The organism is Natronomonas marina, assembly GCF_024298905.1.
GTDB classification, from domain to species: Archaea; Halobacteriota; Halobacteria; order Halobacteriales; family Haloarculaceae; genus Natronomonas; species Natronomonas marina.
In genome coordinates this window covers 3,272,295-3,296,530 of record NZ_CP101154.1, presented here as the reverse complement: position 1 = coordinate 3,296,530, position 24,236 = coordinate 3,272,295, and the positions used below count along the sequence as shown (strand labels likewise).

Below are 24,236 nucleotides of genomic sequence, written 5' to 3'. Positions count from 1 at the left end.
TGGTACAGTAGTGAGCTCCCTCGAAATTCGTCGGATATTTGCCATTGTAATTACAATCCTGGTTGCTTTCACCTTATTTTCTTTTATCTTTACAGGTTCTGCGGTCGCCGCAACCGATTCCGACGGTGATGGGTTGACGGACTCGACCGAGAACAACCTTGGAACCGATCCGAACGACCCCGACTCCGACGGCGACGGCATCTCCGACGACGTGGAGACGACCCTGCCGGATGGGACAGGTCCGGGCGAGGGAGTCGACACGGACGGTGACGGCACCATCGACGCCCTCGACACCGATTCGGACGGCGACGGCATCGACGACAGCACAGAGGGTGCGGGGGACGTCGACGGCGACGGGACGGCGAACTACCGCGACACCGACTCCGACGGGGACGGAATCAGCGACGCGGACGAGGTAGCTCTCGGGACGGAGCCGCGTGACGCCGACTCGGACGACGACGGCATCGACGACGATGTCGAGACGACGCGGCCGGACGGAACGGGGCCGGGCGAGGCTGTCGATACCGATGGCGACGACACCATCGACGCCCTCGACACGGACAGCGACGGCGACGGGACGGACGACACGACCGAGGGGGCCGGCGACAACGACGGCGACGGCACGCCCGACTACCGCGACCCGAAGGATGAGGATGGTCCGGACGGCGACCTCGACGGTGACGGCATCACCAACAGTGAGGAACGGTCGCTGGGCACCTCCCCGGAAAAGAGCGACAGCGACGGCGACGGCATCGCCGACGACGTCGAGACGACGCGGTCGGACGGGACGGGACCGGGCGAATCGGTCGACACCGACGGCGACGGAACCATCGACGCGAAGGATACCGACAGTGACGGGGACAGTATCCCCGACAGCGAGGAGGGAACGGGCGACGCCGACGGCGATGAGGTTGCGAACTACCGAGACGACGATTCGGACGGCGACGGCATCCTCGACAGAACGGAGGGCACCGGCGACACGGACGGCGACGGGACCGCGAACTACCTGAGCACGGATTCTGACGGCGACGGCATCGCAGACAGCACCGAGGGCTCCGGGGATGCCGACAACGACGGCACGCCGAACTACGCCGACGTCGATAGCGACGGCGACTTCCGGAACGATAGCGAGGAGGGCACCGGGGACGCCGACGGTGACGGCACGCCGAACTACCTCGACACCGACAGCGATGGGAACGGCGTTCCGGACAGTAGGGACAGCGACTGGGATAACGACGGCGACGGTATTTTGGACTATCTCGACACCGACGACGAGGACGGTCCCGACGGGGACCTCGACGATGACGGCCTGACGAACAGCCAGGAGGACTCGCTGGGAACGGACAAGCAGGATAGCGACTCCGACGGCGATGGTGTCGACGACGGGACGGAGGCACCGGGAGGGTCCGCCGTCGACACGGACGGCGACGGGTCCATCGACGCCCTCGACACCGATTCGGACGGTGACAACCTGACGGACAGCCAGGAGAAATCGCTGGGAACGGACCGAACCGCGTCGGACTCGGACGGCGACGGTCTCGACGACGAGGTCGAAACCGACGGCGGCAACGCCGTCGACACGGACGGGGACGGCACCATCGACGCCCTCGACACCGACTCCGACGACGACGGCATCGCCGATAGCACCGAGGGGACGGGGGACCAGGACGGAGACGGCACGGCGAATTACCGGGATACTGACAGCGACGACGATGGCATATCGGACCGGCTCGAGGGAACGTTCGACACCGACGGCGACGGGGACCCGAACTACCTCGATGCCGATAGCGATGGTGACAGCATCGACGACGTCGACGAGTACACGAACGACGTCGGTCCGTCGAAGGGTGACCGCGACGAGGACGACGACGGGGAGCTAAATTACCTCGACACGGACAGCGACGGTGACGGCATCTCGGACGGGATGGAGGGAAGAGGCGATTTCGACGGCGACGGAATCCCGAACTACCTCGACACGGACGCGGACGATGACGGCGTTTCCGACAGCGTCGAGGGGACGGGTGATGCGGATAACGACGGTGACCCGAACTACCTCGATACGGACAGCCAGGTGACCGACGGCGGTGGAGGCGACGGAAACAACCCGGACCCGAACGGCGACGTGGACGGGGACGGTATACCGAACGGTGTCGAAGGGTTCGGTGACGCCGACGGTGACGGGACGCCGAACTACAAGGACACCGACAGCGACGGAAACGGCATCAGTGACTCCGTTGAGGGCATGGACGATACCGACGGCGATGGAACGGAGGACTTCGCCGACGCGGACAACGACGGTGACGGCATCGACGACGATGTCGAGACGACGGCGGACGAGGACGGCGACGGGACGCCGAACTATCTGGACACCGATTCGGACGGCGACGGCATCGTCGACGAGACCGAAGGGTCCGGTGACGCCGACGGTGACGGCACGCCGAACTACCTCGATACAGACGCGGACGGTGACGGTATCGACGACAGTACCGAAACCGCAAGCGACGCTGACGGCGACGGGACGGGCAACTTCCTGGACACCGACTCCGACGGCGGTGGCATCCCGGACAGTACCGAAGGGACGGGTGATCAGGACGGGGACGGTACCGCCGACTATCTCGACGCCGACACGGACGGTGACGGACTGTCCGACGGAACGGAGACCGACACCGATACGGACGGCGACGGCACGCCGAACTACCGGGATACGGACTCCGACGGCGACGGGGTGTCGGACAGCACGGAAGACTCGCTGGGGACGGACCCGGTGGATACGGACTCGGACGGTGACGGCATCGACGATGACGTCGAAACGGACGGCGGTAGCGCGGTCGACACGGACGGCGACGGGACCATCGACGCCATCGACACCGACTCCGACGACGACCAGATAGCGGATACCGACGAAGGGGCCGGTGATACGGACGGGGACGGAACCGCTGACTACCGGGATACTGACGCCGACGGCGACGGCATTTCGGACCTGATCGAGTCGGACGGCGGGCAGTCAATCGATACGGACGGTGACGGAACACCCGATTTCAAAGATACCGACAGCGACAACGACGGTATCTCAGACCGGAAGGAAAGTGACACCGACCTGTCCGCCTCTGGCGCCCCCGCGTATCTGGACAAGGACGCCGACAACGACGGCATCCCGAACTACCGTGACAGCGACTCGGACGGCGATGGGATTCCCGACAGTAGCGAGACGGACACCGACGCCGACACGGATAGTTTGCCGAACTATCTGGACCGGGATTCCGACGGCGATGGCATTATCGACCGTGAGGAGACGGCGACCGACACCGACGGCGACGGGACCGGTAACTATCTGGACACCGATTCCGACGGCGACGGCGTCGACGACGCGACCGAACAGACGCTCGGCACCGACTACCTGGACACCGACACGGACGGCGACGGCATCGACGACGGGACCGAGACGTCGAACAACGACGGGACGAACCCCGGACAGGCCATCGACACGGACGGCGACGGCACCATCGACGCCCTCGACACGGACAGCGACTCGGCTGGCCTGCCCGAGCTGACGCCGGACAGCGAGGAGAGCAGCAACGACGAGGACGGCGACGGCATTCCGAACTACCGGGACACCGACACCGATGGTGACGGCATCCCCGATTCGGAGGAGGGCAACGACGACGTCGACGGCGACGGCACACCGAACTACCTCGACGAGGATTCGGACGGCGACGGTATCAGCGACGCCGACGAGGACACGATAGGAACCGACCCGAACGACGCCGACTCCGACGGTGACGGTATCACCGACGATACCGAGGGCGCCGGCAGCGAGACGGACACGGACGGCGACGGCACTATCGACGCGCTCGACAGCGATTCGGACGACGACGGCATCCCCGATTCTGAAGAAGGCACCGGCGATGCCGACGGTGACGGCACCGCGAACTTCAGGGACGACGATTCGGACGGGGACGGCGTGCCGGATAGCACCGAGGGGGCAGTCGACACGGACGGTGACGGAACTGCCGACTACCGCGACACTGACTCCGACGGCGACGGCGTGACCGACAGCACCGAATCGTCGCTCGGCACCGACCGAACCGACACCGACACGGACGGCGACGGCATCGACGACGGGACCGAGACGACCCGGACAGATGGGACCGGCCCCGGGGAATCGGTCGACACGGACGGTGACGGCACCATCGACGCGCTCGATACGGATTCAGATGGGGACGGCATCGACGACAGTATCGAGGGAGCTGGCGACGCCGACAGCGATGGGACGGGGAACTACCGTGACGGCGACAGCGACGACCCGACCGATCAGGCTGGCGACGGCTCGCTCGACGACGGCTCGGCGACGGAGGGGACGACCGACACGGACGGGGACGGCACGGCGAACTACCTCGACGAGGACAACGATGGCGACGGCATCGACGACACCGACGAGGACGAGAACGGTGACGGCTCACTCGACAGCGGCGAGACGGACCCGAACGACGCCGACACCGACGGTGATGGCATCTCGGATAGCACCGAGGGGGCCGACAGCGAGACCGATACCGACAACGACGGCACCATCGACGCCCGTGACGACGACGCCGACGACGACGGCATCCTCGACAGCACCGAGAGCGCCGGCGATGCGGACGGCGACGGCACCGCGAACTACCGTGACCGGGACAGCGACGACCCCAACGACCAAGCGGGTGACGGCCAACTGGACGACGGGTCGGCGACGGAGGGGACGACCGACACGGACGGCGACGGGACCGCGAACTACCTCGACGACGACAACGACGGCGACGGCATCACCGACGGCAACGAGGACGAGGACGGCGATGGCTCACTCGACGGCGGCGAGACGGACCCGAACGACGCCGACACCGACGGCGACGGTATCTCCGACAGCACGGAGGACGCCGACAGCGAGACCGACACGGACGGCGACGGCACCATCGACGCCCGCGATACCGATTCGGACGACGACGGTATCCCGGACAGTATCGAGGGGGCCGACGACTCGGACATGGACGGAATCCCGGACTTCCGGGACACCGACTCGGACGGCGACGGCATCCTCGACGAGAACGAGGACGACGACGGCGATGGGTCACTCGACGCGGGAGAGACCGACCCGTACGACAAAGACACCGATGGCGACGGAATCGGCGACAACGTCGAGACGGCGAACAACGACGGGTCGAATCCAGGACAGGATATCGACACGGACGGTGACGGCACCATCGACGCGCAGGACACCGACTCGGACGGTGACGGCATCGAGGACAGCGTCGAGGACCTGACCGCAGACGACGGAACGGCAACCGACACCGACGGCGACGGAACCCCCGACTACCGCGACGCCGATTCGGACAACGACGGCATCGACGACAGTATCGAGGGGGACGACGACCCGGACGGTGACGGCGTCCCGAACTTCCAGGATACCGACTCGGACGATGACGGTATCCTCGACACCGACGAGGACGAGGACGGCGACGGCTCACTCGACACCGGCGAGACGGACCCGTACGACAAAGACACCGACGGCGACGGCCTCTCGGACAGCACAGAGGGCGCTGCCAGCGACACGAACACCGACGGTGATGGTGAGATCGACGCACGCGACGACGACTCCGACAACGACGGCATCGACGACAGTGTCGAGGGAGACGGTGACCCCGATGGCGATGGCGTCCCGAACTACCGTGACGGCGACAGCGACGATGCCGGTGACAGTACCTTCGACGGCGACGGCAAGCTGGACGACGGGTCGGCGACGGAGGGGACGACGGATACCGACGGCGACGGGACCGCGAACTTCATCGACGACGACAATGATGGCGACGGCATCACCGACGGCAACGAGGACGAGGACGGCGACGGCTCACTCGACACCGGCGAGACGGACCCGAACGACGCCGACACCGACGGCGACGGCCTCTCGGACAGTCTCGAGGGTGCTGCCAGCGAGACGAACACCGACGGTGATGGTGAGATCGATGCGCGTGACACCGACTCGGACGGTGACGGCATCGAGGACAGCGTCGAGGACCTGACCGCAGACGACGGAACGGCAACCGACACCGACGGCGACGGGACCCCCGACTACCGCGACGAGGATTCGGACGGCGACGGTATCGACGACAGCATCGAGGACCAGACCGCAGACGACGGTCAGGCCACCAGCAGCGACAACGACGGCGTCCCCGACTTCCAGGATACCGACTCGGACGACGACGGCATCCTCGACCAGAACGAAGACGACGACGGCGATGGGTCACTCGACGCGGGAGAGACCGACCCGTACGACGAAGACACCGACGACGACGGAGTCGGCGACAACGTCGAGACGGCGAACGACGACGGGACGAACCCCGGACAGGATATCGACACCGACGGGGACGGCACCATCGACGCCCGTGATACCGACTCCGACGACGACGGCATCGCCGACAGTATCGAAGGGACGACCGACACGGACGGCGATGGCATCTCGAACTATCGGGATACGGATTCGGACGGTGACGGCATCGACGACACCAACGAGGACACGAACGGGGACGGTGTGCTCCAAGCCAGCGAGACCGACCCGTACGCCGTCGACACGGACGGCGACGGAATCGGCGACGATATCGAGACGGCGAACGACGACGGGACGAACCCCGGACAGGATATCGACACGGACGGTGACGGCACCATCGACGCGCGTGACACCGACTCGGACGGTGACGGCATCGAGGACAGCGTCGAGGACCTGACCGCAGACGACGGAACGGCAACCGACACCGACGGCGACGGGACCCCCGACTACCGCGACGAGGATTCGGACGGCGACGGTATCGACGACAGCATCGAGGACCAGACCGCAGACGACGGTCAGGCCACCAGCAGCGACAACGACGGCATCCCCGACTTCCAGGATACCGACTCGGACGACGACGGCATCCTCGACCAGAACGAAGACGACGACGGCGACGGCGTGCTCGATGCGGGAGAGACCGACCCGTACGACGAAGACACCGACAGCGATGGGATCGGCGACAACGTCGAGACGGCGGACGACGACGGGACGAACCCCGGACAGGATACCGACACCGACGGGGACGGCACAATCGACGCACAGGATTCAGACTCGGACGGTGACGGCATTCCCGACAGCACGGAGGGTGCGGGCGACGCCGACGGCGACGACACCGCGAACTACCGGGACAGCGACAGCGACGACCCCAACGACCAGGCCGGCGACGGGGAGCTGGACGACGGCTCGGCGGTAGAGGGGACGACCGACACGGACGGCGACGGCACCGACAACTATCTCGATTCCGACAACGACGACGACGGCATCACCGACGGCAACGAGGACAAGGACGGCGACAGCAGCCTCGATTCGGGCGAAACCGACCCGAACGACGCCGACACGGACGGCGACGACATCACCGACGACGTCGAGACGACCCGGCCGGACGGGACCGGTCCCGGCGAACCGGTCGACACCGACGGCGACGGCATCATCGACGCGCGCGACGACGATTCGGACGGGGACGGCATCCCCGACAGCATCGAAGGGACGACGGACACCGACGGCGACGGGACAGCGAACTACCGGGACACGGATTCAGATGGCGATGGCATCGCTGACGGCGACGAGGACAGGAACGGGAATGGCGCCACCGACGCCGGCGAGACCGACCCGTACGCCGTCGACACGGATGGCGACGGCATCGACGACGACATCGAGACGACCCGCGTCGGCGGGGCGGGCCCGGGCGAAGCAGTCGACACGGACGGCGACGGGACCATCGACGCCCGCGATACCGATTCAGACGACGACGGCATCCTCGACAGCACCGAGGGCGCCGGCGATGCGGACGGCGACGGCACCGCGAACTACCGCGACGTCGACAGCGACGACCCGACCGACCGGAGCGGTGACGGCTCACTCGACGACGGGACGGCGACGGAGGGGACGACGGATACCGACGGCGACGGGACCGCGAACTACCTCGACGACGACAACGACGGCGACGGCATCACCGACGGCAACGAGGACGAGGACGGCGATGGCTCACTCGACGGCGGCGAGACCGATCCCAACGACGCCGACACCGACGGCGACGGTATCTCCGACAGCACGGAGGACGCCGACAGCGAGACCGACACGGACGGCGACGGGGCCATCGACGCCCGCGATACCGATTCGGACGACGACGGTATCGACGACGCCACCGAGGGCGCAGGCGACACCGACGGTGACGGCACGCCCAATTATCGAGATACCGACTCCGACGGCGACGGCATCACCGATTCGACAGAGGGAACGACGGACACCGACGGTGATGGAACGCCGAACTACCTCGACGAGGACAGCGACGGCGACGGCCTCCCCGATTCGACGGAAGGGACGGGCGACGCCGACGGCGATGGGACGCCGAACTACCTCGATCAGGACGCCGACGGCGACGGCCTCCCCGATTCGACGGAAGGGACCGGCGACGCCGACGGTGATGGAACGCCGAACTACCTCGATACCGACAGTGATGGTGACGGCATCGACGACAGCACCGAAGGGACGAGTGACTCGGACGGCGACGGGACCGCGAACTACCTTGACGACGACAGCGATGGCGACGGCGCGTCCGACAGCACCGAAGGGACGGGCGACGCCGACGGCGACGGCACGCCCAATTATCTGGACGCCAACGACGACGACGGGCCGGACGGCGACCTCGACGACGACGGCCTGACGAACGGCGAAGAGAACAGCCTCGGCACCGACCCGACAAGCGCTGACTCGGACGGCGACGGCATCGACGACCTCGCCGAGACCGACGGTGGAACCGCCATCGATACCGACGGCGACGGCACCATCGACGCCCTCGACGACGATGCCGACGGCGACGGCATCGACGACGCCACCGAGGGAACGACGGACACCGACGGCGACGGTGTTGCGGATTACCGCGACACCGACACGGACGGTGACGGCATCACCGATTCGACGGAAGGGACGGGCGACGCCGACGGCGACGGGACCGCCAACTACCGTGACCGTGACAGCGACGACCCGACCGACCAGGCTGGCGACGGCAATCTGGACGACGGGTCGGCCACCGAGGGCACGACCGACACGGACGGCGACGGCACGGCCAACTACCTTGATACCGACAACGACGGCGACGGCATCCCGGATGACGAGGAGGAGGAGGACGGCGACGGCTCACTCGATGTCGGCGAGACCGACCCGAACGCCGCGGATACGGACGGCGACGGCATCGACGACGATGTCGAAGGCGCCGACAGCGACACCGACACGGACGGCGACGGTACTATCGACGCGCGCGACCCCGACTCGGACGATGACGGCATCGACGACAGTACGGAGGGGACCGGCGATGCCGACGGCGACGCCGTCGCGAACTTCCGGGACGACGACGCCGACGGCGACGGCATCCCCGATTCGACGGAAGGAACCGGCGACGCCGACGGCGACGGGACACCGAACTACCTCGATACCGACAGCGACGGCGACGGGAAGTCCGACGCGACCGAGGGCACGGGCGACGCCGACGGCGACGGGACACCGAACTACCTGGACGCGAACGACGACGACGGGCCGGACGGCGACCCCGACGACGACGGCCTGACCAACGGCGAGGAGAACACCCTCGGGACCGACCCGAACGACGCCGACTCGGACGGTGACGGTATCGACGACAACGTCGAGACGGATGGCGGAAGCTCGGTCGACACCGACGGTGACGGCACCATCGACGCCCTCGACACCGATTCGGACGACGACAGTATCACCGATTCGACGGAGGGCACCACCGACACGGACGGCGACGGCACGCCGAACTACCGTGATTCCGACTCAGATGGCGACGGCATCCCCGACTCGACCGAGAGAACGACCGATACCGACGGCGACGGGACGCCGAACTACCTTGACGAGGACAGTGACGGCGACGGCATCGCCGACAGCACAGAGGGCACGGACGATGCGGACGGCGATGGGGACGGGAACTACCTGGATACGGACAGCGACGACGACGGCATCCCCGACAGCACGGAGGGGACCACCGATCTCGATGGAGACGAGACACCCGACTACCTGGACAGCGATACCGACGGTGACGGCATCCCCGATTCGACAGAAGGGACTGGCGACGCCGACGGCGACGGGACGCCGAACTATCGAGATACAGACTCGGACGGCGACGGCACGCCCGACAGCACGGAGGGGACGGGCGACGCCGACGGCGACGGCACGCCGAACTACCTCGACGGGAACGACAACGACGGTCCTGACGGCGATACCGACGGTGACGGCCTGACCAACAGCGAGGAGAACACGCTGGGCACCGACCCCAACGACCCCGACTCCGACGGCGACGGCATCGACGACCTCGCCGAGACCGACGGTGGAACCGCCATTGATACCGACGGCGACGGGACAATCGACGCCCGCGACACCGATTCGGACGACGACGGTATCCCCGACTCCGAAGAAGGGGCAGGTGATACCGACGGCGACGGCACGCCGGACTACCGCGACACCGACTCCGACGACGACGGCATCCCGGACAGCACGGAAGGAACGAATGACGCCGACGGTGACGGGACGCCGAACTACCTCGATCAGGACAGCGATGGCGACGGCGTGACCGACAGCACTGAGGGGTTGGACGACGCGGATGGCGACGGCACGCCGAACTACCTCGACCAGGACGCCGACGGCGACGGCATCGCCGACAGCACCGAGGGGGCGAGTGACTCCGACGGCGATGGGACGGCGAACTACCTCGACGAGGACAGCGACGGGGACGGCATCCCCGATTCGACAGAAGGGACGGGCGACGCCGACGGCGACGGGACGCCGAACTACCTCGACCAGGACGCCGACGGCGACGGGAGTCCCGATTCGACGGAAGGGACCGGCGATGCCGACGGCGACGGGACACCGAACTACCTGGACGCGAACGACAACGACGGTCCTGACGGCGATACCGACGGTGACGGCCTGACCAACAGCGAGGAGAACGCCCTCGGGACCGACCCGAACGACGCCGACTCGGACGGTGACGGTATCGACGACAACGTCGAGACGGATGGCGGAAGCTCGGTCGACACTGACGGCGACGGCACTATCGACGCTCGCGACGACGACGCGGACGGCGACGGCATCGGCGATAGCACCGAGGGAACCACGGACACCGACGGGGATGGTGTCGCTGACTACCGGGATACCGACGCGGATGGGGACGGCATCACCGACAGCATCGAGGGCACCGGGGACGTCGATGGGGACGGCACCTCGAACTACCGGGACACCGACTCGGATGGCGACGGGAAGCTGGATGCCGACGAGGGGACGGGTGACGCCGACGGTGACGGCACGCCGAACTACCTCGACGCGACCGACGACGACGGGCCGGATGGGGACCTCGACGGCGATGGCCTGACCAACAGCGAGGAGAACACGCTGGGCACCGACCCGACCAGCGCTGACTCGGACGGCGACGGCATCGATGACCTCGCCGAGACCGACGGTGGCAGTGCAGTCGACACGGACGGTGACGGCACCATCGATGCGCAGGACACCGACGCGGACGGTGACGGAATCTCCGATAGCACCGAGGGGACCACCGACACCGACGGCGACGGCACGCCCGACTACCGCGACACGGACGCGGATGGGGACGGCATCCCCGACTCAACCGAGGGAACAGACGACACGGACGGTGACGGCACCCCGGACTACCGCGACACGGACAGTGACGGCGACGGCATCCCCGATGGCACGGAGGGCGCCGGCGACGCTGACGGCGACGGGACACCGAACTACCTCGACCAGGACGCCGATGGCGACGGCATCCCGGACGCAACCGAGGGAACCGGTGACGCCGACGGCGACGGCACGCCGGACTACCAGGACGACGACAGCGACGGTGACGGCATCCCCGACAGTACCGAGGGGACCACCGACTCCGACGGGGACGGCATCCCAAACTACCGGGACACCGACAGCGACGGGGACGGAACCCCTGACAGCACGGAAGGGACGGGCGACGCCGACGGCGACGGCACACCGAACTACCTCGACGGGAACGACGACGATGGGCCGGACGGCGACCTCGACGACGATGGCCTGACCAACGGTGAAGAGAACAGCCTCGGCACCGACCCCAACGACGCCGACACCGACGGCGACGGCATCGACGACGAGGTCGAAACCGACGGCGGCAGCTCGGTCGACACTGACGGCGACGGCACCATCGACGCCCTCGACACGGACGCGGACGGTGACGGCATCGCCGACAGCACCGAGGGAACGACCGACACCGACGGGGATGGCGTCGCGGACTACCGGGACACCGATTCCGACGGGGACGGCATCGACGACAGCACCGAGGGCTCGGGCGATTCGGACGGTGATGGTGTCCCCGACTACCGGGACACCGATTCCGACGGGGACGGCATCGACGACAGCACCGAGGGCTCGGGCGATGCTGACGGCGACGGCACCCCGAACTACCTCGACACCGACAGTGACGGCGATGGGATTCCCGACAGCACAGAAGGGGCGAGCGACTCCGACGGCGACGGAACGCCCAACTACCTCGACGAGGACGCCGACGGCGACGGCATCCCGGACAGCGACGAGGGGACTGGCGATGCGGACGGCGACGGCACGCCCAACTACCTCGACGCCGACAGCGACGGTGATGGGAGTCCCGACAGCACCGAGGGGACTGGCGATGCGGACGGCGACGGCACGCCCAACTACCTCGACGGGAACGACGACGATGGGCCGGACGGCGACCTCGACGACGATGGCCTGACCAACGGTGAAGAGAACACCCTCGGAACCGACCCGACAAGCGCTGACTCGGACGGCGACGGCATCGACGACCTCGCCGAGACCGACGGCGGGAGCGCGGTCGATACCGACGGTGACAGCACCATCGATGCCCTGGACACCGACTCGGACGGCGATGGCATCCCCGACAGTACCGAGGGAACCGGTGACGCCGACGGCGACGGAACGCCGGACTACCGGGACGACGACAGCGACGGTGACGGCATCCCCGACAGCACCGAGGGAACGACCGATACCGACGGTGATGGCGTCGCGGACTACCGCGATACCGACAGCGACGGGGACGGAACCCCTGACAGCACGGAAGGGACGGGCGACGCCGACGGTGACGGCACACCGAACTACCTGGACGCGACCGACGACGATGGCCCGGACGGTGATCTCGACGACGACGGTCTGACCAACAGCGAGGAGAACACGCTGGGCACCGACCCGACAAGCGCTGACTCGGACGGCGACGGTATCGACGACCTCACGGAGACGGACGGCGGGAGTGCCGTCGACACGGACGGTGACGGCACCATCGACGCACTCGATACGGACGCCGACGACGACGGCATCCCCGACAGCACCGAGGGAACGACGGACACCGACGGCGACGGGGTCGCGGACTACCGGGACGAGGACAGCGACGACGACGGCATCACCGACAGCACGGAGGGCACCGGGGACGCCGACGGCGACGGGACCGCCAACTACCGTGACCGTGACAGCGACGACCCGACCGACCAGGCCGGTGACGGCCAGCTAGACGACGGGTCGACCACCGAGGGAACCACCGATACGGATGGCGACGGGACGCCCAATTTCCTCGATTCCGACAACGACGGGGACGGCATCCCCGACAGCGACGAGGATGCGGACGGCGACGGGACCCTCGACACCGGTGAGACCGACCCGAACGACGCCGACACCGACGGCGATGGGATCGACGACGATGTCGAGGGCGCCGACAGCGACACCGACACGGACGGTGACGGCACCATCGACGCTCGCGACGACGACGCGGACGGCGATGGCATCGACGACAGTACCGAGGGGACCACCGACACCGACGGCGACGGCACGCCCGACTACCGCGATACCGACAGCGACGACGATGGCATCCCCGATTCAACGGAAGGGATGGGTGATGCGGATGGCGATGGCACCCCGAACTACCTGGATACGGACAGTGATGGGGATGGCTCACCCGACTCGGAGGAGGGCACCGGTGACACCGACGGCGACGGAACACCCAACTATCTGGACGCGACCGACGACGACGGGCCGGACGGCGACCTCGACGACGATGGCCTGACCAACGCCGAGGAGAGCACGCTGGGCACCGACCCGAACGACGCCGACTCGGACGGGGACGGCATCGACGACGATGTCGAGACGGACGGCGGCAGCTCGGTCGACACTGACGCCGACGGCACCATCGACGCCCTCGACACGGACTCGGACGACGATGGCATCCCCGACACTACCGAGGGGACCACCGATACCGACGGCGACGGCACGCCCGACTACCGCGACACGGACGCGGACGACGACGGTATCTCGGATGCCACTGAGGGAGCGACCGACAGCGATGGCGACGGCACGCCCAACTACCTCGACGAGGATGCCGACGGCGACGGCATCCCTGACAGCACGGAGAGCGCCGGCGACACCGACGGCGACGGCACGCCGGACTTCCTCGACGAGGATGCCGACGGCGACGGGATCCCGGATGCAACCGAGGGATCGACCGACACGGATGGTGACGGCACCGCGGATTACCTGGACACCGACGCGGACGGCGACGGCATCAGCGACAGCACCGAGGGGACCGACGATCCGGACGGAGACAACATCCCGAACTTCCAGGACACGGATTCCGACGACGACGGGCTCGACGACGGGAACGAGGACGAGAACGGTGACGGCGTCCTCGACAGCGCCGAGACCGATCCCTACGACTCCGATACGGACAGCGACGGGCTCGACGACGACAGCGAGGCCGCTGCCAGCGACCGCGATACGGACGGCGACGGCTCGATCGACGCCCGCGACACCGACGCGGACGGCGACGGCATCCCGGACGGGACCGAGAGTGACAGCGACGCCGACGGGGACGGGACGCCCAACTACATCGACACCGACGCGGACGGCGACGGCGTCCCCGACAGCACCGAGGGCATCGGTGACGCCGACGGTGACGGCACATCCAACTACCTCGATACAGACAGCGACGGGGACGGGAGCCCGGACAGTACTGAGGGGACTGGGGACGCTGACGGAGATGGGACACCGAACTATCTGGACGCGACCGACGACGACGGGCCGGATGGGGACCTCGACGGCGACGGCCTGACCAACAGCGAGGAGCAGACGCTGGGCACCGACCCCGACGACCCCGACTCCGACGGTGACGGTATCGACGACAACGTTGAGACGGATGGCGGAAGCTCGGTCGACACCGACGGCGACGGCACCATCGACGCCCTCGACACCGATTCGGACGACGACAGCATCACCGATTCGACGGAGGGGACGACCGACACCGACGGAGATGGTGTCGCGGACTACCGCGATACCGACAGCGACGGCGACGGCATCACCGATAGCACGGAGGGCGCTGGCGACGCCGACGGTGACGGGACCGCCAACTACCGGGACGCCGACAGCGACGACCCGGCCGACCAGACCGGCGATGGTTCACTCGACGACGGTTCGGCCACCGACGGAACCACCGATACGGATGGCGACGGGACGCCGAACTACCTCGATTCCGACAACGACGGGGACGGCATCCCCGACAGCGACGAGGACACGGACGGCGACGGGACCCTCGACACCGGTGAGACCGACCCGAACGACGCCGACACCGACGACGATGGGATCGCCGACGATGTCGAAGGCGCCGACAGTGGGACCGACACGGACGGGGACGGCACCATCGACGCGCGTGACCCCGACTCCGACGACGATGGCATCCCGGACAGCACGGAAGGAACGACCGACACCGACGGCGACGGGGTCGCGGACTACCTAGATACGGACAGCGACGGGGATGGTATCGTGGACACCACCGAGGGTGCCGATGATGCGGATGGCGACGGGATGCCGAACTTCCAGGACACGGACAGTGACGGCGATGGGATCCCCGACAGCACCGAGGGGACCACCGACGCCGACGGCGACGGCACGCCCGACTACCTAGATACCGATAGCGACGGAGACGGCATCCCCGACAGCACCGAGGGGACCACCGACACCGATGGCGACGGCACGCCCGACTACCTTGACGAGGATGCCGACGGCGACGACATCCCCGACAGCACCGAAGGGACCGTCGACACGGATGCTGATGGCACGCCGGACTACCGCGACGAGGACGCCGACGGCGACGGCATTCCCGATAGCACCGAAGGGGCGACCGACACCGACGGCGATGGCGTCGCGGACTACCTGGACACCGATAGCGACGACGACGGGATTCCCGACAGCACCGAGGGTGCTGGCGACACCGACGGCGACGGGGTCGCGGACTACCGCGACACGGACGCCGACGACGACGGCATCGAGGACGGAACCGAAGGAGCGACTGACGCCGACGGTGACGGCACACCCAACTACCTCGATACGGACGCGGACGACGACGGCATCCCTGACAGCACCGAGGGCGCCGGCGATACGGACGGCGACGGCACGCTCGACTATCTCGACGAGGACACCGACGGCGACGGGATCTCCGACGCAGCGGAGGGGACCGGCGACGCCGATAGCGACGGGACCCCCAACTATCGCGACGAGGACAGTGACGGTGACGGCATCCCGGACAGCGAGGAGGGTTCCGGCGATGCCGATGGGGACGGCACGCCCAACTACCTCGATCAGGACGCCGATGGCGACGGCACGCCCGACGCGACCGAGGGAACGGGCGACGCTGACGGCGACGGCACACCGGACTACCTCGACCCGAACGACGAGGATGGCCCGGACGGCGACTCCGACGGCGACGGCCTGACCAACAGTGAGGAGAACACCCTGGGCACGGATCCGACCAGTGCTGACTCGGACGGCGACGGTATCGACGACTTCGCCGAGACGGACGGCGGGAGCGCGGTCGACACGGACGGTGACGGCACCATCGACGCGCGCGACACCGATTCGGACGGTGACGGCATCCCCGACGCCACCGAGGGGACGACCGACACCGACGGTGATGGCGTCGCGGACTACCGGGATGCCGACGCGGACGACGACGGAATCCCGGACAGCACCGAAGGGACCGCCGACACCGACGGCGATGGGTTCGCCGACTACCGTGATACGGACAGCGATGGCGACGGTATCGACGACAGCACGGAGGGCGCCGGCGACACCGACGGTGACGGCACCCCCAACTACCTGGACACGGACGCCGACGACGACGGCATCCCCGACGCTATCGAGGGGACCGGCGACGCCGACGGCGACGGGACGCCCAACTACCTCGACCAGGACGCCGACGGCGACGGCATCCCCGACGCAGCGGAGGGGGCCGACGACCCGGACGGCGACGGCACACCGAACTACCTCGATTCAGATGCGGATGGTGACGGAATCGAGGATGCGACCGAAGGGACCGATGACACGGACAGCGACGGCACGCCCAACTACCTCGACACGGATGCCGACGGTGACGGTGCCGCCGACGCGACCGAGGGGACGGGCGACGCCGACAGCGACGGCACCCCCAACTACCTCGACCCCGACGACGCCGATGGTCCGGATGGCGACCTCGACGACGATGGGCTAACGAACAGCGAGGAGAACGCCCTCGGCACCGACCCCAGCGATGCCGATTCGGACGGCGACGGCATCGACGACGACATCGAGACGAACGACGGGAACAGCGTCGATACCGATGGCGACGGCACCATCGACGCCCTCGACACCGACGCGGACGACGACGGCATCCCGGACAGCACCGAGGGAACCACCGATACCGACGGCGACGGGGTCGCGGACTACCGGGACGAGGACAGCGACGACGACGGCATCACCGACGCAGCGGAGGGGGCAGCTGACACCGATGGCGACGGCGTCGCGGACTACCGCGACACGGACAGCGACGGGGACGGCATCACCGACAGCACGGAAGGGACCACCGACACCGACGGTGATGGTGCCCCGAACTTCCAGGATACGGACAGCGACGACGACGGCATCGCCGACAGCACCGAGGGAACCACCGACACCGACGGGGATGGAACCGCCGACTACCTCGATACCGACAGCGACGGGGACGGCATCCCCGACGGCACCGAGGGGACGGCCGACATCGACGGGGACAGCACCTCGAACTACCGCGACACCGATTCGGACGGCGACGGGAAGCCGGATACTGACGAGGGAACGGGTGACAGCGACGGCGACGGCACGCCCAACTACCTCGACCCCGACGATGATGACGGCCCTGCCGGCGACCTCGACGACGACGGCCTGACCAACGGCGAGGAGCAGACGCTGGGCACCGACCCCGACGACCCCGACTCCGACGGTGACGGTATCGACGACAACGTTGAGACGGATGGCGGAAGCTCGGTCGACACCGACGGCGACGGCACCATCGACGCCCGCGACACCGATTCGGACGACGACAGCATCACCGATTCGACGGAGGGCACCACCGACACGGACGGCGACGGCACGCCGAACTACCGTGATTCCGACTCAGATGGCGACGGCATCCCTGACACCACGGAAGGGACGGGCGACACCGACGGCGATGGGGTCGCGAACTACCGCGACACCGACTCCGACGGCGACGGAATCACCGATTCGACGGAGGGGACGACTGACACTGACGGGGACGGCACGCCGAACTTCAAGGATACCGACTCGGACGACGACGGAATCACCGATTCGACGGAAGGAATGACTGACCTTGATGGCGACGGGACGCCCGATTACCTGGACAGCGATACGGACGGCGACGGCATCCCCGATTCGACAGAAGGGACTGGCGACGCCGACGGCGACGGGACGCCGAACTACCGCGACGAGGACAGTGACGGCGATGGTATCGACGACAGCACAGAGGGTGCCGGCGACGCCGACGGCGACGGCACGCCGAACTACCTCGACCAGGACGCCGACGGCGACGGCATCCTCGACGGCACTGAGGGGACCGACGACCCGGACGGCGACAACGTCCCGAACTTCCAGGATACCGACTCGGACGACGACGGTCTCGCCGACGGCGACGAGGACGAGGACGGCGACGGCGTCCTCGACGGTGGTGAGACCGATCCCTACGACTCCGATACCGACAGTGATGGCATCGACGACAACAGCGAAGACGCTGCCAGCGACCGGGATACCGACGGCGACGGCTCGATCGACGCCCGCGACACGGACGCCGACGGCGACGGCATCCCCGACGGCACCGAGGGAACAGGCGATGCCGACGGCGACGGCACACCCAACTACATCGACACCGACGCCGACGGCGACGGTATCACCGATTCCACCGAGGGGACCGGTGATGCCGACGGCGATGGCATCCCGAACTACCTCGACGAGGACAGCGACGGTGACGGCAAGCCAGATGCCGACGAGGGCACCGGCGACGCCGACGGCGATGGGACGCCGAACTACCTAGACGTCAACGACGACGACGGACCGGACGGCGACCTTGACGACGACGGCCTGACCAACGGCGAAGAGAACAGCCTCGGCACCGACCCCAACGACGCCGACACCGACGGCGACGGCATCGACGACGAGGTCGAAACCGACGGCGGCAACGCCGTCGACACGGACGGGGACGGCACCATCGACGCCCGCGATACCGATTCGGACGACGACGGAATCCCCGATTCGACGGAAGGGACGGGCGACGCCGATGGCGACGGCACGCCCGACTACCAGGACACGGACAGCGACGATGACGGTATCCCCGACAGTACCGAGGGAACAGCCGACACCGACGGCGATGGGACGGCGGACTACCTCGATACCGACTCCGATGGCGATGGAATCGACGACAGTACAGAGGACGCCGGTGACGCGGATGGCGACGGCACGCCGAACTTCCAGGACACCGATTCGGACGGCGACGGTATCTCCGATAGCACCGAGGGCACCGGCGACACCGACGGCGATGGCACGCCCGACTACCTCGACGATGACAGTGACGACGACGGCATCCCCGATTCGACGGAGGGGACGGCCGACACCGACGGTGACAGCACCGCGAACTACCGCGACGCCGACTCCGACGGTGACGGGAAGCTGGATAGCACCGAGGGCACCGGCGACGCCGACGGCGATGGGACGCCGAACTACCTGGACCCCGACGACGACGATGGGCCTGCCGGCGACCTCGACGATGACGGTCTGACAAACGGCGAAGAGCAGAACCTCGGCACCGACCCGAACGACGCCGACTCGGACGACGACGGCATCGACGACGACGTCGAGACCGACGAGGGAAGTCCCGTCGACACGGACGGCGACGGCACCATCGACGCCCTCGACGACGATTCGGACGACGACAGCATCCCCGATTCGACGGAGGGGACGGCCGACACCGACGGCGACGGGGTTGCGGACTACCGCGACACCGACTCGGATGGCGATGGTATCGCAGACAGCACGGAGGGAACGGCCGATACGGACGGCGACGGTGTTGCGGATTACCGCGATACCGACTCGGATGGCGACGGTATCGACGATAGCACCGAGAGCGCAGGCGATACCGACGGTGACGGCACGCCGAACTTCCAGGATACCGATTCGGACGGTGATGGCATCGACGACAGTACGGAGGGCACCACCGATACCGACGGCGATGGAACGCCCGACTACCTCGACGATGACAGTGACGGCGACGGGATCGACGACGCCACCGAGGGGACGGGGGACACGGACGGTGACGGCACGCCGGACTACCGTGATAGCGACTCCGACGACGACGGAATCCCCGATTCGACGGAAGGGACGGGCGACACCGACGGTGACGGCACGCCGGATTACCGCGACACCGATTCGGACGGTGACGGCATTGACGACGCTACCGAAGGAACGACGGACACGGACACCGACGGAACGCCGAACTACCTCGATAGCGACTCCGATGGGGACGGCATCTCAGATTCGGCGGAGGGCACCGGTGATGCCGACGGTGACGGGACGCCGAACTACCTCGACGAGGACGCGGACGACGACGGCATCCCGGACAGCACGGAAGGAACGACAGACACCGACGGTGACGGCACGCCGGACTACTTAGACGAGGACAGTGACGGCGATGGTATCGACGACAGTACAGAGGGTGCCGGCGACGCGGACGACGACGGCACACCGAACTACCTCGACGAGGACAGCGACGGCGACGGCATCGACGACACGACGGAAGGAACGACGGACACCGACGGCGACGGCACGCCTGACTACTTAGACGAGGATTCGGACGGCGACGGCAAGCCCGACAGCACGGAAGGAACGGGTGACGCCGACGGTGACGGGACGCCGAACTACCTGGACCCCGATGACGACGACGGACCGGACGGCGACCTCGACGACGACGGTCTGACCAATGGCGAGGAGCAGAACCTCGGCACCGACCCGACCGACCCCGACTCCGACGACGACGGCATCGACGACGACATCGAGACCGACGAGGGAAGTCCCATCGACACGGACGGCGACGGCACCATCGACGCCCTCGATTCGGACAGCGACGATGACGGTATCCCCGACTCCGAAGAAGGGGCAGGTGATACCGACGGCGACGGCACGCCGAACTACCGCGATACCGATTCGGATGGCGATGGTATCCCTGACACCACGGAAGGAACGAATGACGCCGACGGTGACGGGACGCCGAACTACCTCGACGACGACAGCGACGACGACGGTCTCGCCGACGGCGAGGAGGACGAAGACGGCGACGGCTCACTCGACGGCGGTGAGACCGACCCCTACGACTCCGACACGGATGGCGACGGCATCGACGACAGCACGGAAGGTGCAGACACCGACACCGACACGGACGGTGACGGCACCATCGACGCCCGCGATACCGACTCCGACGACGACGGTATTCCCGATTCGACGGAAGGAACGACCGACACGGACGGCGACGGCACGCCGAACTACCTCGACGAGGACGCCGACGGCGACGGCAAGCCAGATGCCGACGAGGGCACCGGCGACGCCGACGGCGATGGGACGCCGAACTACCTCGACGAGGACGACGACGACGGACCGGACGGCGACCTTGACGACGACGGTCTGACCAATGGCGAGGAGCAGAACCTGGGGACCGACCCGACCGACGCCGACTCGGACGACGACGGCATCGACGACGACGTCGAGACCGACGGCGGTAGCGCCGTCGACACGGACGGCGACGGCACCATCGACGCCCTCGACGACGATTCGGACGACGACGACATCCCGGACAGCACGGAGGGCACGGGCGACACCGATGGCGACGGCACACCGGATTACCGCGACACCGACTCCGACGACGACGGCATCCCGGACAGCACGGAAGGCTCCGGCGATGCGGACGGCGACGGCACCGCGAACTACCGCGACGTCGACAGCGACGACCCGACCGACCGGAGCGGTGACGGCTCACTCGACGACGGGTCGGCGACGGAGGGGACGACCGACACGGACGGCGACGGGACCGCGAACTACCTCGACGACGACAACGACGGCGACGGCATCACCGACGGCAACGAGGACGAGGACGGCGATGGCTCACTCGACGGCGGCGAGACCGACCCCAACGACGCCGACACCGACGGCGACGGTATCTCCGACAGCACGGAGGACGCCGACAGCGAGACCGACACGGACGGCGACGGGACCATCAACGCCCGCGATACCGATTCGGACGACGACGGTATCGACGACGCCACCGAGGGCGCAGGCGACACCGACGGTGACGGCACGCCGGACTACCGCGATACCGACAGCGATGGTGATGGCGTTACGGACGCCACCGAGGGTGCTGGTGACACGGATGGTGACGGAAGTTCGGACTTCGTCGATACCGACTCGGACGGTGACGGCATCCCTGACGAGGTGGAGGGGACGACGGACACGGATGGCGACGGCATCCCCAACTACAAGGACGCCGACTCGGACGGTGACGGCATCCCTGACGAGGTGGAGGGGACGACGGACACGGATGGCGACGGCGTTCCGGACTACATCGACGCAGTGAGCGATACCGATGACGGCGGTGATTCCGACGGCTCGGGGAGTGATTCGACGCCTCAGCCACCGACGCAAACGCCGACGCTTGAACCGTCCGACGAGGGTGACCTGCGCGTCCAATCGCTGACGGTCAACCGGACGCGTGTTCGGAAATCCGGGGGCGTGGAGTTCACAGTCACTGTCCGGAACCCGCCAGGAAACGCAACCAGCACAGCGACAACTGGCGGGACGAGTGGGGAACCCGAGACTGGCCTTGTCCGCCTCCGCGTCCGCGGTGATGTCGTTGCCGAGCGCAACACGACCGTTCCGGACGGCGAGACCCGAGAAGTTACCTTCGTGAGGCGGTTCGAGCGACTGGGTCGGTACAACGTCACTGCGTCGCTCGTTGACCGTCAGGGAGTGGACACGACCGAACGGGAATCGTTCACCAGAGAGGTCAGTGTCGATGTCGTCAGTGGGTCCGTGGAGCCGGAGTGTGCGGCGTACGGGGTTTCGCTCGGGGAGTTCCTCCTCTGCTGGTACTGGTGGTTCCTCGCTGCTGGCCTGGGGCTGGCATTGGTGGGGTACCGACTTCGTCGAGCGGACTCCCAGCACGGCCGTCTTATCCCGACCGTCGGGGACGGCGGAAACGGAGGTGATGGTGATGAGTGAGCTTACAGAGGGTGAAATCGCGACCATCCGCGCCGGGGCGCTCGGCGTCGGAATCGCCGTCCTCGGTATCATCGTCGTACTCGTCACCTCGATTACACTGCTGTACTGGATAGGGGTCTCCGTAGCGTTGCTGGGAGTCGTAGCCTCGGCGGTGCTCGGCGCACGCTCGCTGGAATGGACGTACGGATTCGGCATCATAGCCGCCGTCCTCGGTGTCCTGATTGCCGGTTACGCTGTCGAGACCGCCGGTCTAGCCGTCGCGCTCGTGGGCGTGCTGGTCACGATCGTGGGCGTGACGCTCGTTGTCTTCTCTGTTCGAGGGACTGGGCCCCAGCAGGAGTGACCGGCCCCCGAGACAGGAGCCCCCGGGACGCGTACAGGGCCTCGGGGTCGATGACGAGCAACAGACCGACCCCGGTAAGCACGCGCCGCTCGGCGAACCGAAACGCCCACCATCGACGGCCCGGTACCGTCTTACAGAATTTCAAGGCGAAAGCCCACGGCTTCAGCCGTGGGA

2 protein-coding genes are annotated in these 24,236 nt (G+C 67.5%); both read left to right on the top strand.

What is annotated here, in order from left to right; translation table 11 throughout:
• Positions 1 to 133: 133 nt before the first annotated feature.
• Positions 134 to 23,719 (top strand): hypothetical protein, encoded by a 23,586-nt coding sequence (locus NLF94_RS17170; RefSeq protein ID WP_254838857.1) that lies wholly within the window; start codon positions 134 to 136, stop codon positions 23,717 to 23,719.
• Positions 23,712 to 24,062, top strand: coding sequence for a hypothetical protein (locus NLF94_RS17165; RefSeq protein ID WP_254838855.1), 351 nt, complete (start codon positions 23,712 to 23,714; stop codon positions 24,060 to 24,062). Before NLF94_RS17170 ends, NLF94_RS17165 begins: the two co-directional genes overlap by 8 nt.
• Positions 24,063 to 24,236: the final 174 nt, after the last annotated feature.

Excerpts from the sequence above, each read along its gene's own strand:
- NLF94_RS17165 (WP_254838855.1), top strand. The coding sequence starts at position 23,712 with ATGAGTGAGCTTACAGAGGGTGAAATCGCGACCATCCGCGCCGGGGCG.